Genomic DNA, 14,331 nt, shown 5'->3' with positions numbered 1-14,331 from the left:
CCAGGGAGAGTAATTCAACGCAGGATCATAGCCTACGCCCGCAGGAAGAACATGTCATGACCTCTTCCAAGCATGGACAGCCATTGAAAACAGTCATTAAAAAAAGGGGCACACAAGGTGCCCCTTCTCGTGGCATATCATCGATATGCGCAGTGCCATCAATATGGCTTATTCAGCAACAACGACTACGCGAACGCTGGCGGTGACATCAGAGTGCAGACGCAGCTCGATGTCATATTCGCCGGTCTGGCGAATCGGGCCTGTCGGCATGCGCACTTCGCTGCGTGCGACATCAATACCTGCCTGAGCGATGGCATCAGCCAGATCGCGCGGACCGATGGAACCGAACAGTTTGCCTTCTTCACCAGCGCGAGCAACGAGCGACAGCTCGATCTCGGACAGCTCTTCAGCGCGGCGCTCGGCTTCGGCCTGACGCTCTGCGGCGTTGGCTTCAAGTTCGGCACGGCGCGTTTCGAAGGCGTCGACGTTGGCTTTGGTTGCCGGAACGGCCAGACCGTAGGGCACCAGGTAATTGCGACCGTAACCCGGCTTGACGGTAACCTGGTCGCCCAGATCTCCCAGCTTGCCGAGCTTGTCGAGCAGAATGACTTCCATCTCGTGGACCTCTTAACGTTGACTGCCGATCAGACGCGTGCGGAAATCCGCAAAGGTATCTATCAGCGCCAGCAGCAGCACTATCACTAACGTGGGCCAGGTGGTCAGCAGCAAGGCATAAAAGCCGACCAGCCAGAACCCTCTCATGGACTTTACACCTACAACACCGTGCACCAAGGCAATACCCGCTACCAGAAGAGGTACCCAGGCCATCAGGACAGCACCCGGCAACGCACCCAGAAGGCCAACGGCAGTCATCAGGACCACACCGGCAAGTTCCAGCCTCGACAAGCGAAAGCGATGGAACTCTTCTCGAAAACCGCCGGGATTGTACAGGACCGCCTGCCAGCTGCGCGCCAGCGCAAGGCAGGCGGTCGCAGCCAGCATGACCATCAGGCCGGTCACGGCCGAGATCATCAATCGTGCCAGTCTTTCAACCGGCACACCCTGACTTGCGTACTGCCGAAGCAGCTCGTCAATCTCCGGCGCCTGGGCGCGCACTTCCTCAATCAGTTGCGAGGCATCAGGTGGTGCGAAGACCCCAATCTGAATCAACACGGCCACCACAATGGCCCCTGCCAGCAGGGTTTCCCCCCAGCGAAATCGCTCTCGCAGAATAATGGCCATCACCGTCACCAGCAGAATACTGGCCAGCGGTATGGCATCTCCCTGCATCCACCACCAGCCTGCCGGCACTGCGGCGGCCAGTACGACCGGCGATGCCGGCCCAAAGCCGCGGCGCAGCGTCACCAGCGCGCTGATGGCAGCAGACAGCCAGAAAAGCCATGGGACCAGTGAGCCCAGTAGCGCCACACCAACCGCACGTGGCGTACTCTGCATTATCCAGCGAGCGAAACCCTGCATGGCGTGTGCAGCTTACTGGTGGCTGTCGGTGTAGGGCAGCAGGGCCAGATAACGAGCGCGCTTGATCGCGGTAGCCAGCTGACGCTGATAGCGTGCACGTGTACCGGTGATACGACTCGGGACAATCTTGCCGGTCTCGGTCACGTAGGCTTTCAGCGTGTCGAGGTCCTTGTAGTCAATGTACTTCACGCCTTCGGCGGTGAAGCGGCAAAACTTGCGACGACGGAAAAAACGGGCCATGTCAGTCTCTCCAGTAGGTGGATTCAGGCCAGAGCATCAGCTCAGGAGGCAGCTTCGGTCGACTCGTCAGAGCGTTCGCGCGGGCGATCGTCGTCAGAATCAGAGCGTTCACGCGGGCGATCATCATCGGAGCGCTCGCGACGGCGTCCCTTCTCATCTGCCGCTTTCATCATCGGAGATGCTTCAGTGACCGCTTCAGTGCAACGCACGACCATGTTGCGAATAATGGCATCGTTGAAACGGAAGATGTTTTCCAGTTCAGCCAGTGTTTCGCCGCTGCATTCAACGTTCATCAGAACGTAGTGAGCCTTGTGGATCTTGTTGATCGGGTAAGCCAGGTGACGACGGCCCCAGTCTTCAAGACGATGAACAGTACCGCCATTTTCAGTCACGAGGCCGGTATAGCGCTCGATCATGGCAGGCACCTGCTCGCTCTGGTCCGGATGGACCATGACCACGATTTCGTAATGACGCATGGTGTCTCCTTTCGGTTTGACAGCTTCTCGATGACAGATATATCCGCCATGGGAAGCAAGGAGTTGATAGAAGGGTATTTTTCGTTACAAGGGCAGGCTCGAGGATGTTGTCTCGATGCCCTGCAAATGCATTCGGCGGCCGTAGCCGCCGCGAAACCGCACAATTGTAGGGAGATGGCCCGCTGCTTGCAAGTAAAAGGATCAGTGGGTGCTTCGCTGACGCACCGCTTCAAACAGACAGATGCCGGTGGCCACCGACACATTGAGACTCAACACCTGACCGGCCATGGGGAGCTTGACCAGCTGATCACAGTGCTCGCGCGTCAGACGTCGAAGCCCCTTGCCTTCGGCCCCCATGACCAGCGCGGTAGGTCCACGCATGTCGACATCGTGAACCAGAGCATCGGCTTCTCCCGCGGCACCCAGAACCTGCATGCCGTAGTCCTTCAGCCGCACCAGCGCTCTTGCCAGATTGGTCACCTGATACACCGGCACGCTTTCGGCGCCGCCACAGGAAATCTTTCGCACGGTGGCATTAAGCGGCGCCGAGCGATCCCTGGCGACCATCACGCCAATAACGCCTGCCGCATCGGCCGAGCGTAGACAGGCCCCGAAATTATGCACATCGGTAACGCCATCGAGCACCAGAAGCAGCGGTGACTGATCGGCCTGCGCTTCAAGTTGCCAGAAAAGCGAGGCCTCATTGTCTGCTACCAGTGGCTCACAAAAGGCAATGACCCCCTGATGAGCCCCTTCGGCGACCTGATCGAGCACGTCACGGGGCTGAAGCACAAGACGTGCCCCGAGGGTGGTTGCCTGCTGCTGAATGTCGGTCAGGCGTTTTTCTGCCTGACCTTCCTGTACCCAGAGCTCGACAGGTACCTGCTGGCGCGACAGCAGGGTTTCGACCGCATGAACACCATGGACAGCATCAAGCCCGCGAGGTGCTGCAGCCCGGGCACCTGGGTGTCCCCTTTCCTTGCCACGGCCTGCACCCTGCTGCCGCCGGGGCTCCTGTGATCTGCCACCGCCTTTTTTACCGCGGCGTTGATGATCGCCTTTCATGACTTGCGACGATCCTTTTCAGTACCACGCTTGCCCTTGTCAGCACCGCTTTTGCCCTTGCCTTTACCGGCATCACGCTTGTCACTGTCAGACTTGCCGGCCCTGGCGCTGGCGACCCTGGCGCTGCGCTTGCGCGCCGCCGCATCTTCTTCAGCCTTGAGTGTATCGGGTGCTTCTGCAGAGCCGCTTTCAGCCACTTTTTCTTCACGACGACGCAGACGCTCCTTCTTGCCCGGGCGGGACTTGCGACGCTTCTTGCTCGGCGCATCCGTTTCGGCAGGCGCCTTGCTGTCACCGGCTGGTGCATCGGTACCGGGCTTGCGAATACGACGTCGCGACTGGGGCTGAGCGTCGGTCAGCATGAAATCGATCTTGCGATCATCGAGATCGACGCGAGCCACCTGAACGGTGACGCCATCGCCAAGGCGATAGGTCACGCCCGTGCGATCGCCCTTGAGCTGATGGCGCTCGGCTTCAAACTGGTAGTAGTCGGAAGGCAGATTGGTGATATGCACCAGCCCCTCGACAAAGTGCTCGTTGAGCCGCACAAACAGGCCAAACGGGGTCACCGAGGCAATCGCACCTTCAAAGACATCACCGACCTTGTCGGCCATGAACTCGCACTTGAGCCAGTCCTCGACATCGCGTGTGGCTTCATCGGCACGCCGCTCGGTCATCGAGCAATGCTCGCCCATGGCGACCATCTGTTCGAAGTTATACGGACACCAGCGCTGCGGCTCGTTGTTGGCCGCACCTTCCACACGCTCAACGTTGGTCGATTCACGCTGACTGCGAATGACCGAGCGAATGGCACGATGCACCAGCAGATCGGGATAGCGCCTGATCGGCGACGTAAAGTGGGCGTAGGCGGCATAGGCCAACCCGAAATGGCCTTCATTGTGCGGCGAATAAACGGCCTGGTTCATGCTGCGCAGCATGACCGTCTGGATGATATCGGCATCCGGACGACCATTGATCACTTCACGCAGATTCTGGAAATCCTGCGGCGTGGACTTGCCCTTTTCACCGCTGGCACCCAGCGTCAGACCCAGCTCGCCCAAAAACGCGCGCAGCGTGGCGAGCTTTTCATCAGAAGGCGAGGCGTGAACGCGATAAAGCGCCGGCAGCTTGTGCTTTTCCAGAAAGCGCGCGGTGGCCACATTGGCCGCCAGCATGCATTCCTCGATCAGCTTGTGGGCATCATTGCGGGTCCGCGGCACGATGCGCTCGATCTTGCGCTGATCGTTGAAAACGATCTGGGTCTCGGTCGTTTCAAAGTCGATGGCGCCGCGCACGGTACGTGCCTGGCGCAGCGTCTTGTAAATCCCGTGCAGCGCTTCCAGCGGCTTGACCACGTGCGAATACTCGCCTCGCAGGGCCTGACCTTCTTCGCTGTCAGCATTTTCCAACATGGTGCCGACCTTGTTGTAGGTCAGCCGCGCATGAGAGCGCATCACGCCTTCATAGAACTTGTAGCGGCTGATCTCGCCGCGTTGCGAGATGTTCATCTCACAGACCATGCAGAGTCTGTCCACATCCGGATTGATTGAACACAGTCCGTTGGACAAAAGCTCCGGCAGCATGGGTACGACCTGACCGGGGAAGTAGACCGAATTGCCCCGCTGCCAGGCCTCGCGGTCCAGCGGCGAATCGACCTCGACATAGTGCGAGACATCGGCAATGGCAACGATCAGCTTCCAGCCACCGGACTTGGTCTTCCAGGCATAAACGGCGTCGTCAAAGTCCTTGGCGTCTTCACCGTCGATGGTGACCAGCGGCCAGTCACGCAGATCGACACGATGTTGCTTGTCCTCATCGGTGACCTCCTCGCTCATGTCGCGAATCTGATCGAGCACCTCGACCGGGAATTCTGCCGGGATATCATGTTCGCGAATGGCAATATCGATTTCCATGCCGGGGTCCATGCGCTCGCCCAGCACTTCGGTCACCTCGCCGATGGGCTGCTGACGCAAACCGGGCTGCGTGGTAATGCGAACCTCGACTACCTGGCCATCCTCGGCGCCATTGGCCGCTCCCTGCTCAATGATGACTTCATGAGCAATGCGACTGTTTTCGGGTACCACCACGGCAATATCGTCGCCGCGCTTGCGATACAGACCGATCAGGGTGGGCGTGTTGCGCTCAAGAATTTCGTTGACGCTGGCCTCTTCCCTGCCACGTCGATCCTTGCCGCTGACACGTACACGCACGCGATCTCCGTCAAAAAGACGGCGCATCTGACGCGGGGGAATGACCAGATCCGGCTTTTGCTTGTCATCGCGCACAAAGAAACCGATGCCATCGCGATGGCCGACCACTCGACCATCCAGCAGCAGATCAGGATCGATAATTTCAAAGGCACCACTTTTGTGGCGTAGTATCTGCCCATCACGCTCCATGGCCGAGAGACGCCGGCGAACCGCTTCCAGGCGGTCCTCATCCTCGATGCCTAGCAACTTGCTGACATCTTCATGGGTGATGGGCTTGCCGTGCTCGGTCAGAATCTGCAGAAGGTATTCACGACTGGGGACCGGGTTGTCATATTGACTGGCCTCACGTTCCGCCTGCGGATCGTCGGCTGGCGTCCATTGACTCATAGATTGCTTCCCTGAAATGGTTGTCTTGTGATACCGGGCAAGATGGCGAGCAGCGGGCGCGGGATAATGGGATGTCTTGTCTTCATGGCAACGATTATAGCGGTCTCGACAGGACGACCCAAACCCCTTTATTACCCCGGAAACGTTGCAGGGTGTAAAAAACTGGCCTCCGTCGACCTTCACCTCTTGCATCACTCAAAAAATTGCGTATTATTTCGGCCCACCTGCCCGGATGGCGGAATTGGTAGACGCGCTAGCTTCAGGTGCTAGTGACCGTATGGTCGTGGAGGTTCAAGTCCTCTTCCGGGCACCATCTCAAAAAACGAGACGGTGAAAAGATAGAGAGAAACGTCTGTCGAGCTCAGGTAGTAGTGAAGAAACTGTATAGCAGTATCGTGTGATCAACGCCCGGATGGCGGAATTGGTAGACGCGCTAGCTTCAGGTGCTAGTGACCGTATGGTCGTGGAGGTTCAAGTCCTCTTCCGGGCACCAGTTGATCAGACATCGCTTTCATCACGGTCTTTGGACTGCTGACACCCTGCCCGGGTGGCGGAATTGGTAGACGCGCTAGCTTCAGGTGCTAGTGACCGTATGGTCGTGAAGGTTCAAGTCCTTTCCCGGGCACCATGTTTTCCCTCAGATACATCGCTTCCCCCTCGATACATCCTTGTTGCATACTTTCCTGCCCTGCTGACTGTTTTGGCCTCTGTCCGATATTGGTTTTCTGCCCATACGGCATTTTCGCGATTTCACGTCACGTCCCCGTGATCCGCCAGCCGTGTCCTACAACGCGTTCAACGCTGTCATATCACCAGCATTCGCCCCGTCATCAGCAAGTGTCCCGCCATGACACCGCCCGTATCGGCGTCACGACAGACAGGCATGATGGGTATCAATAACGTGCCGGCTGCCTTGCCACGCGTTCCAGCCCCCAGCCCTGAGCATCCACCCCGGACTCCAGCTGATCGGCCATTTTATCCGGTAACTCGCTGAAGAAATTAAACCCTGTACGCGCCTCGATCTCGTCGACGCTGACCAGAAAACGATCAAGCGGCTCATTGCCCCGGACGTTTTGGGGCACGATAAAGGCAATCATTTTTGGCGGCGTACTGGCATCCCCCGGCGCCAAAACAATCTTGTAAAAGGCATCCGGAATCTCGATAAATGATGACATTCGCTTGATGTCATCATCGAAGATAGGACCCGTGGTCACCCAGAGCGTGCCGAATCGGTCGGCAAATTCATCGATCACTACCTCTTCGAGACGCTGCCAGACACGCCGGTTAAGATCGGGCCTTTGCGGCGAAATGTTGCTCATCTGAAAGGTATCGAGCTGCGCCTGACGACCATGGACCGCCGCAATGGCGTAATTGGGCGCCTGATGACCGCGGTCATAGCCACTGCCGGTATAGTCATCACTGGAGACCGGCCAAAGCGTGCGCCAGTCATCACTGAAATGCCCCGGACGCGCGCCAATACCGGGATGGTTCACCCGATTGAGGCGGTAAACGGTCCATAAGGGGTTGGCCCGCAGATCCGACCAGCCCGTCAGGAACCCGTCGCTGCGCAACGTTCGGTTAAGCGTTTTCCAGTCATACCAGATTTCGGCCCGGGGCGTGCCCATCCAGCTCATCTGCTCCCAGTACGTACGCTCCTGGTAATACCACAGCCCATACATGACCGCCGTTGCCAGGAGCCCGGCACCACTCATGCGCCGCAAGCGCTTTAAAAGTCCCGGACGTCGCCGCGCCATAACCATCCCCTGCCACTGTATTTTCAAAAGTCACTGCATTCTCAAAACGGCCCTCCCGGGCGGCGGCGAGTATACCCCAGTCAATGACAGGCTGCTGATATGACTAAAAAACGAGCCCGAAGGCTCGTCATGAAAAATACTGCATTCCAGCCACACAAGGGGTGGTTTATCCACCAGTCTGCGGCCAGTCGTGGCGATCCACCACTTCACCGTTTTCGACCACTTCCAGCACGATGGGAAACCCCCACAGCTGATGGAGATAATGCATGACGGGCGAAAACGCATCATCCAGCGGTCTTCGCTGCGTTCGCTCATGGCGCAGCACCAGTGAACGGTCGCCATGAATATTGGCTGCCCATACCTGGATATCCGGCTCTCGATGTCCCAGTGAGTACTGCAATGACAGCGCCTCGCGAATCCGCTTGTAGCCACGATCATCATGGATGGCCGAAATTTCGACCATGTCATCCTGGTCATCATCAAGTAGCGCAAAGAGTTTCATGTCCCGCATCACCCTGGGGGACAGGAACTGTTGAATGAACGATTCATCCTTGAAGTTGCGCATGGCGAAGTGGACCGTCTCGAGCCAGTCGCTGCCGGCCATCTCCGGGAACCATGCCCGATCCTCCTCGGTCGGCGCGGTACAGATGCGCTGAATATCGCTGAACATGGCAAATCCCAGCGCGTAGGGATTGATGCCGTTATACCAGGGGCTGTCAAAGCCCGGCTGCGCCACTACCGCCGTATGGGACTGGAGAAACTCCAGCATCACCCCTTCATCGATCAGTTGCTCATCGTAAAGGCGATGCATGATGTTGTAGTGCCAGAAGGTGGCCCAGCCTTCATTCATGACCTGCGTCTGGCGCTGCGGGTAGAAATATTGCGCCAGCTTGCGCACGATGCGCACGATCTCGCGCTGCCATGGTGCCAGCAGGGGCGCATTCTTTTCGATGAAGTAGAGCAGATTCTCCTGCGGCTCTGACGGGTAGCGTGGACGCTGACCGAGCCCTTGCGCCTCACCATCGACGTTTCGGGCATCGGCCGCGCGCAACTGTGGAATGGTGCTCCAGAGCGTGTTGATCTGCTGCTGCAGATAGCCTTCACGCTCCTGCTGGCGACGTGCCTCCTCTTCGGCCGAAATGGCAGAAGGTCGCTTGTAGCGATCCACACCCTGATTTTGCAGCGCATGACAGGCATCAAGCAGCTGCTCGACGGCCTCGACACCATGGCGCTCTTCGCACTCGCTGACATAGCGACGGGCAAAGACCAGGTAGTCCACGATGGCGGAGGCGTCAGTCCAGGCGCGGAAGAGATAGTTGCCCTTGAAAAACGAATTATGGCCATGACAGGCGTGCGCCATGACCAGAATCTGCATCATCAGGGTATTTTCTTCCATCAGATAGGCGATACAGGGGTCAGAGTTGATCACCAGTTCATAGGCCAGCCCCATCTGCCCGCGTTTATAGGCCTGTTCGACGGACAGGAACTGTTTGCCAAATGACCAGTGGCTGTACCCCACCGGCATGCCGATGCTGGAGTAGGCATCCATCATCTGTTCGGAGGTGATGATCTCGATCTGGTTGGGATAGGTCTCCAGACGGAACTCGGCGGCGATACGGGCAATCTCTCGCTCGTAATGTTCAAGATCATCAAAGGACCAGTCGGACCCCTGCCCCAGAAAGTCCTCATCATGAATCGGCTTGTAGGATGTGCTCATGAGTGAGCCTCTTGGCCGCCCTGGCGGCTTTTGAACAGTTCACGAAAGACCGGATAGATATCGCCGGCCTGAACGATCTGGCGCATGGCAAATCGTTCGGGATAGCAGTCCTGTACGCGCGTGTACTCCTCCCAGAGAGCCTGGTGGGCATGCGGGGTAATCTCGACATAGGCGTAGTACCGAAGCTTTGGCATCAGCGCATCCGAGAGGATCTGACGGCACTGCACGGAGTCATCATCCCAGTTGTCGCCATCACTGGCCTGGGCCACATACAGATTCCACTGCGCCGGCGGATAGCGCGCCTCGATGATCTCATCGAGCAGATGCAGCGCACTGGACACAATGGTGCCCCCCGTTTCACGGGAATAGAAAAAGGCCTCTTCATCGACTTCGCGTGCGGCGGTATGGTGTCGAATGAACACCAGCTCGACCCGTTCATAGTCCCGCTCAAGGAACAGATACAGCAGCAGAAAGAAGCGCTTGGCGATGTCCTTGTGGTTCTGGGTCATGGAACCCGACACATCCATCACACAGAACATGACCGCCTTGTTGGAGGGTTGAGGCTGATCGACAAGATGGTTGTAGCGAAGATCAAACGTATCGATGAAGGGCACGGCCTCAAGACGTTTTTCCAGTCGTTCGATCTCCTCTCTGAGCTCACGTATTCGACCGGGATGGCGCAGAACGGGATCCTTGCGCTCTTCCTCTTCCAGCGCCTTTTGCGCATCACACAGCGCCCGCTTGATCGGCGCACGCATGGCAATACGGCGGGCCTGCGCCTCGCGCATCGAGCGCACGATGTTCATGCGGGCAGGCACCCCCTGTCGGGAGAGCCCCGCCCGCACGGGCCGACGCTCTGCCATATCGGCCAGCTGCTTGCGCTCCAGATGCGGCAGTTCCAGACCATCAAAGATAAAGCTCAGAAATTCGTCTCGGGACAGCGTAAAGGCAAACTCGTCGACCCCTTCTCCCTGATTGGAGGCGGATCCTTCGCCGCTCCCCCCACCGCCACCGCTGCCGTGAGGGCGACGCATTCGATCCCCTTCGGCAAATTCACGGTTGCCGGGGCTGACCACCGTGCGCCGTCCGCCCTTGCCATGACGGAACACGGGCTCGGAAATGTCCCGGCCCGGAATACTGACTTTCTCGCCGCGCTCCATGTCGGTGATTGAGCGCCGATTGACCGAATCCTCCACGGCGCGCTTGATATGCTTTTGATAGCGTTTTAAAAAGCGCTGCCGGTTGACCGCACTCTTGTGACGAGCGTTGCTGCGCCGGTCGATGAAATAGCTCACGTCACCACCTCCTGCAGACCGATCATGCCGTCTGCCCCGTATCCGGGTGGGAATGGGCACCGACCATCAGGCCGGCGCCAGCCGCTTACTGGGACTTGCGTACGCGCAGATACCACTCCGACAGTAGGCGCACCTGCTTTTCGGTATAGCCCCGCGCGACCATGCGATCGACAAAATCCTCGTGCTTTCTCCGATCGTCGCTGGAGGCCTTGGCATTGAACGAGATGACCGGCAGGAGCTCTTCGGTGTTGGCAAACATCTTGTGCTCGATCACGCCCTTGAGCTTTTCATAGGACTGCCAGCTGGGGTTAAGCCCCTCATTTTGCGCCCGGGCACGCAGCACGAAGTTGACCACCTCATGGCGGAAGTCCTTCGGATTGGAGATACCGGCCGGCTTTTCGATCTTCTCGAGCTCTTCATTGAGCGCCTGACGGTCCAGCAGCTCTCCGGTTTCCGGGTCACGAAACTCCTGATCCTGAATCCAGAAATCGGCGTAGGTCACGTAGCGGTCAAAGATGTTCTGACCGTACTCGGAGTAGGACTCCAGGTAGGCGGTCTGAATCTCCTTGCCGATGAAGTCGACATAGCGTGGCGCCAGATACTCCTTGATAAAGCGCAGATAACGGTCGTGCACTTCACGCGGCAACTGCTCCTGCTCGAGGCGCTGTTCGAGCACATACAGCAGATGTACCGGGTTGGCCGCCACTTCGCTGGAGTCAAAATTGAAGACTTTTGAGAGAATCTTGAAGGCAAAGCGGGTCGACAACCCTTCCATCCCCTCATCCACACCGGCGCTGTCTCGATACTCCTGAATCGAGCGGGCGCGCGGGTCGGTATCCTTCAGATTCTGCCCGTCATAGATGCGCATCTTGGAGTAGATACTGGAGTTTTCCGGCTCCTTGAGCCTTGAAAGCACCGAAAACTGCGCCAGCATCCGCAGCGTGTCCGGCGCACAGGGCGCCTGTGACAGCGAAGAGTGCTGCAGGAGCTTCTCATAGATCTTCATCTCCTCGGAGACACGCAACGAGTAAGGCACCTTGACCATGTATACACGGTCCAAAAAGGCCTCATTGTTGCGATTGTTGCGAAACTGCTGCCACTCACTCTCGTTGGAATGCGCCAGAATCACCCCGTCAAAGGGAATAGCCCCCATCCCTTCGGTCGGGTTGTAGTTGCCCTCCTGAGTGGCAGTCAGGAGCGGGTGCAGCACCTTGATCGGCGCCTTGAACATCTCCACGAACTCCATCAGCCCCTGATTGGCGCGACACAGCCCGCCCGAGAAGCTGTAGGCGTCCGGATCATCCTGAGAAAAGAGCTCAAGCTTGCGGATATCGACCTTGCCGACCAGCGAGGAAATGTCCTGATTGTTTTCATCCCCCGGTTCGGTCTTGGAAATCGCGATCTGATTGAGCCGTGACGGATAGACCTTGACGACTCGAAAGCGGGAAATGTCACCGCCATATTCACGCAGGCGCTTGGCCGCCCAGGGCGACATGACACTGCGCATGTAGCGCCCTGGAATGCCGTATTCACTTTCCAGCGTGTCACCATCCTCCTCGGCGCTGAAAAGCCCTAGCGGTGACTCATGCACCGGCGAGTCCTTGATGGCATAAAAGGGAATCTGCTCCATCAGCGCTTTCAAGCGTTCGGCAATCGAGGACTTGCCGCCGCCGACCGGACCGAGCAGATAGAGAATCTGTTTGCGCTCTTCAAGCCCCTGTGATGCATGGCGGAAATAGGCAACGATCTGCTCGATGGCCTCTTCCATGCCATGAAATTCGGCAAAGGCGGGATAGCGACGAATCAGCTTGTTGGAGAAAATACGGGAAAGGCGGGGATTTTTGGCCGTATCAATGACTTCCGGCTCACCGATGGCTCTGAGCATGCGCTCGGAAGCGCTGGCATAGGCCTCCGGGTCCTTGCGACAGAGCTCAAGATACTCCTGAAGACTCATCTCTTCCTGGAGGGTGCGCTCAAAGCGATGCTGCACATGATCAAAAATGCTCATGAACTTCTCCTTGAGTGGCGACGGTGTGTCCTGCCGTACGCACGCTCGTCATTTCCGTGAAATCAATCAGCCACTGCGGCACTCCCGCTCATCGAAGGTTCTTTCTCGCTTATGGAAAGCGCTGTCAGGCGTTAAAACGAGGATGGTTGGTTGTGTTGATCCGGGAACACACCGGATAACACCCCTGCTTGAATCAGGCGATGCGGCATGAGGCAATGCCGCACCGGTGTCAGGAAAGATGTCTTATCAATATCACTGTTGAGCGTGTTGTGCCAGCGCCTGGCGAAGGTCGGCCACCAGCGCGTCGATCAGCGTCTCGGACGTGTTCCAGCTACAGACAAAGCGGACACCGCCCTCGCCTATAAAGGTATAAAACGTCCATCCACAATCGCGTAAGTACTGTTGTGCCGAGGCAGGGACTTCAAGAAAGACGCTGTTGGCCTGCACGGGAAACATGACCTCAATACCATCGATATCATGCACGCCATTGACCAGACGCCTTGCCATGGCATTGGCATGGCGGGCATTGGCCAGCCAGACATTATTTTCCAGAAGCCCAAGCCAGGGCGCGCTGACAAATCGCATCTTGGAAGCCAGTTGACCGGCCTGCTTGCAACGGTATTCAAAATCGCGTGCCAGCTCGCGGTCAAAAAAGACGATGGCTTCACCGAAGGCCAGGCCGTTTTTGGTCCCTGAAAAGCACAGCACATCCACGCCTGCCTTCCAGGTCATCTCCGCAGGCGTCACATTCAGCGAGGCGCAGGCATTGGCAAAGCGGGCGCCATCCATGTGGATTCTGAGATCGTGTTGATCAGCCACTTCCCGTATGGCCTGTAGCTCATCGAGTGAGTAAAGCGTGCCTACTTCGGTGGCCTGGGTGATGGAGACCACTTTGGGTCGAGGATAGTGAATATCGTTGCGCCGCGTGACAACACTGGCAATGCCTTCGGGCGTCAGCTTGCCCATGGGCGTATCTACCGGCAACAGCTTTGAACCGTTGGAAAAAAATTCCGGCCCACCGCACTCATCGGTCTCGATATGCGCCAGCTGATGGCAGATGACACCGTGATAGGACTGGCAAAGGGAAGCCAGGGCCAGAGAGTTGGCCGCGGTCCCGTTAAAGACGAAAAATATTTCGCAGTCTGCCTCAAAAAGCGTTCTGAAATGGCTCGATGCCCGCTCGGTCCACACATCGTTGCCGTAGGCCAGATCATCCTGCTCGTTGGCCTGAAGCAGATAATGCATGGCCTCGGGGCAGATACCCGATGTGTTATCGCTGGCCAGAAAACGCGGAGAAGCAATGGCGATGTCGCTGGGTGCGACAGTATTGCTGAAACCTGGGGTCGTCATGTTGAGGTTGTCCTGCTGCTTGTTATCGGCTTGCCTATCGAGGATCGCTCGATCAATGGCATGACAGGTCAAGCATGCAGCGCGCAGGAGAGACTGGCAAGCCGGTATCCTGCAAACAACGACAGCATGGCGCCATATGGGCGATACGGAATCAGGCAGAACGGAATCAGGCAGAACGGAATCAGATAGACATGACAGTGATCATGCAGGAAAAACGATTAAAACAGGAAATGATTGTCTTGCAGGAGGGAATACAATAGACGTTCAAGCGAATGGCGGACTGGACGGGACTTGAACCCGCGACCTCCGGCGTGACAGGCCGGCATTCTAACCAACTGAACTACCAGTCC

Annotated in this window: 11 protein-coding genes and 4 tRNA genes; 3 read left to right on the top strand and 12 right to left on the bottom strand. The window is 57.6% G+C overall.

The window, feature by feature from the left end; genetic code table 11:
• Positions 1-168: 168 nt before the first annotated feature.
• The 6 genes from rplI to rnr form a co-directional block, all read right to left on the bottom strand.
• Positions 169-615 (bottom strand): 50S ribosomal protein L9, encoded by a 447-nt coding sequence (gene rplI / locus Q0931_RS16490; RefSeq protein ID WP_299262081.1) that lies wholly within the window; start codon positions 613-615, stop codon positions 169-171.
• A 12-nt stretch (positions 616-627) separates the two neighbouring features.
• Entirely contained in the window at positions 628-1,479 is an 852-nt protein-coding gene (locus tag Q0931_RS16485; RefSeq protein WP_299262080.1) for a hypothetical protein, read from the bottom strand.
• Positions 1,480-1,491: 12 nt separating this feature from the next.
• Positions 1,492-1,719 (bottom strand): 30S ribosomal protein S18, encoded by a 228-nt coding sequence (rpsR, locus tag Q0931_RS16480; protein WP_086622313.1) that lies wholly within the window; start codon positions 1,717-1,719, stop codon positions 1,492-1,494.
• 41 nt (positions 1,720-1,760) lie between these two features.
• Complete coding sequence (gene rpsF / locus Q0931_RS16475) at positions 1,761-2,195, bottom strand: 30S ribosomal protein S6 (RefSeq protein ID WP_108842507.1); 435 nt, start codon at positions 2,193-2,195, stop codon at positions 1,761-1,763.
• Positions 2,196-2,396: 201 nt separating this feature from the next.
• On the bottom strand, positions 2,397-3,260 hold the full coding sequence (gene rlmB / locus Q0931_RS16470; protein ID WP_299262079.1) for a 23S rRNA (guanosine(2251)-2'-O)-methyltransferase RlmB: 864 nt from the start codon (positions 3,258-3,260) through the stop codon (positions 2,397-2,399).
• Positions 3,257-5,857, bottom strand: coding sequence for a ribonuclease R (gene rnr / locus Q0931_RS16465; RefSeq protein WP_299262078.1), 2,601 nt, complete (start codon positions 5,855-5,857; stop codon positions 3,257-3,259). Before rnr ends, rlmB begins: the two co-directional genes overlap by 4 nt.
• 226 nt (positions 5,858-6,083) lie before the next feature.
• On the opposite strand from rnr, the gene Q0931_RS16460 reads away from it, so the two are divergent.
• The 3 genes from Q0931_RS16460 to Q0931_RS16450 all read left to right on the top strand — a co-directional run bounded on the left by Q0931_RS16460 (position 6,084) and on the right by Q0931_RS16450 (position 6,485).
• A tRNA-Leu gene (locus Q0931_RS16460) sits at positions 6,084-6,170 on the top strand.
• Positions 6,171-6,263: 93 nt separating this feature from the next.
• A tRNA-Leu gene (locus Q0931_RS16455) sits at positions 6,264-6,350 on the top strand.
• Between the two features lie 48 nt (positions 6,351-6,398).
• Positions 6,399-6,485 (top strand) — tRNA-Leu (locus Q0931_RS16450).
• A 265-nt stretch (positions 6,486-6,750) separates the two neighbouring features.
• Here the strand turns inward: Q0931_RS16450 and Q0931_RS16445 are convergent.
• From Q0931_RS16445 to Q0931_RS16420, 6 genes are all read right to left on the bottom strand, one after another.
• Positions 6,751-7,611, bottom strand: coding sequence for a DNA/RNA non-specific endonuclease (locus tag Q0931_RS16445; RefSeq protein WP_299262077.1), 861 nt, complete (start codon positions 7,609-7,611; stop codon positions 6,751-6,753).
• A 166-nt stretch (positions 7,612-7,777) separates the two neighbouring features.
• Positions 7,778-9,328, bottom strand: coding sequence for a SpoVR family protein (locus Q0931_RS16440; RefSeq protein ID WP_299262076.1), 1,551 nt, complete (start codon positions 9,326-9,328; stop codon positions 7,778-7,780).
• A complete protein-coding gene (locus Q0931_RS16435; protein ID WP_299262075.1) occupies positions 9,325-10,623 on the bottom strand; it encodes a YeaH/YhbH family protein in 1,299 nt (432 codons plus the stop codon). Before Q0931_RS16435 ends, Q0931_RS16440 begins: the two co-directional genes overlap by 4 nt.
• Before the next feature lie 85 nt (positions 10,624-10,708).
• Complete coding sequence (locus Q0931_RS16430) at positions 10,709-12,631, bottom strand: PrkA family serine protein kinase (RefSeq protein ID WP_299262074.1); 1,923 nt, start codon at positions 12,629-12,631, stop codon at positions 10,709-10,711.
• 252 nt (positions 12,632-12,883) lie between these two features.
• Complete coding sequence (locus Q0931_RS16425) at positions 12,884-13,981, bottom strand: low specificity L-threonine aldolase (protein WP_299262073.1); 1,098 nt, start codon at positions 13,979-13,981, stop codon at positions 12,884-12,886.
• A 273-nt stretch (positions 13,982-14,254) separates the two neighbouring features.
• Positions 14,255-14,331, bottom strand: a tRNA-Asp gene (locus Q0931_RS16420).

The organism is uncultured Kushneria sp., from assembly GCF_947497025.1.
Classification (GTDB): Bacteria; Pseudomonadota; Gammaproteobacteria; order Pseudomonadales; family Halomonadaceae; genus Kushneria.
The sequence above is the reverse complement of the archived record's forward strand: the minus strand, read 5'-3'. Positions and strand labels throughout refer to the sequence as shown.

What these genes read in the sequence shown, in the direction of transcription:
- rlmB (WP_299262079.1), bottom strand. Translation starts at nt 3,260, where the DNA reads ATGAAAGGCGATCATCAACGCCGCGGTAAAAAAGGCGGTGGCAGATCA.
- Q0931_RS16430 (WP_299262074.1), bottom strand. Translation starts at nt 12,631, where the DNA reads ATGAGCATTTTTGATCATGTGCAGCATCGCTTTGAGCGCACCCTCCAG.
- Q0931_RS16445 (WP_299262077.1), bottom strand. Translation starts at nt 7,611, where the DNA reads ATGGCGCGGCGACGTCCGGGACTTTTAAAGCGCTTGCGGCGCATGAGT.
- Q0931_RS16485 (WP_299262080.1), bottom strand. Translation starts at nt 1,479, where the DNA reads ATGCAGGGTTTCGCTCGCTGGATAATGCAGAGTACGCCACGTGCGGTT.
- Q0931_RS16440 (WP_299262076.1), bottom strand. Translation starts at nt 9,328, where the DNA reads ATGAGCACATCCTACAAGCCGATTCATGATGAGGACTTTCTGGGGCAG.
- rnr (WP_299262078.1), bottom strand. Translation starts at nt 5,857, where the DNA reads ATGAGTCAATGGACGCCAGCCGACGATCCGCAGGCGGAACGTGAGGCC.
- rplI (WP_299262081.1), bottom strand. Translation starts at nt 615, where the DNA reads ATGGAAGTCATTCTGCTCGACAAGCTCGGCAAGCTGGGAGATCTGGGC.
- Q0931_RS16425 (WP_299262073.1), bottom strand. Translation starts at nt 13,981, where the DNA reads ATGACGACCCCAGGTTTCAGCAATACTGTCGCACCCAGCGACATCGCC.
- rpsR (WP_086622313.1), bottom strand. Translation starts at nt 1,719, where the DNA reads ATGGCCCGTTTTTTCCGTCGTCGCAAGTTTTGCCGCTTCACCGCCGAA.
- rpsF (WP_108842507.1), bottom strand. Translation starts at nt 2,195, where the DNA reads ATGCGTCATTACGAAATCGTGGTCATGGTCCATCCGGACCAGAGCGAG.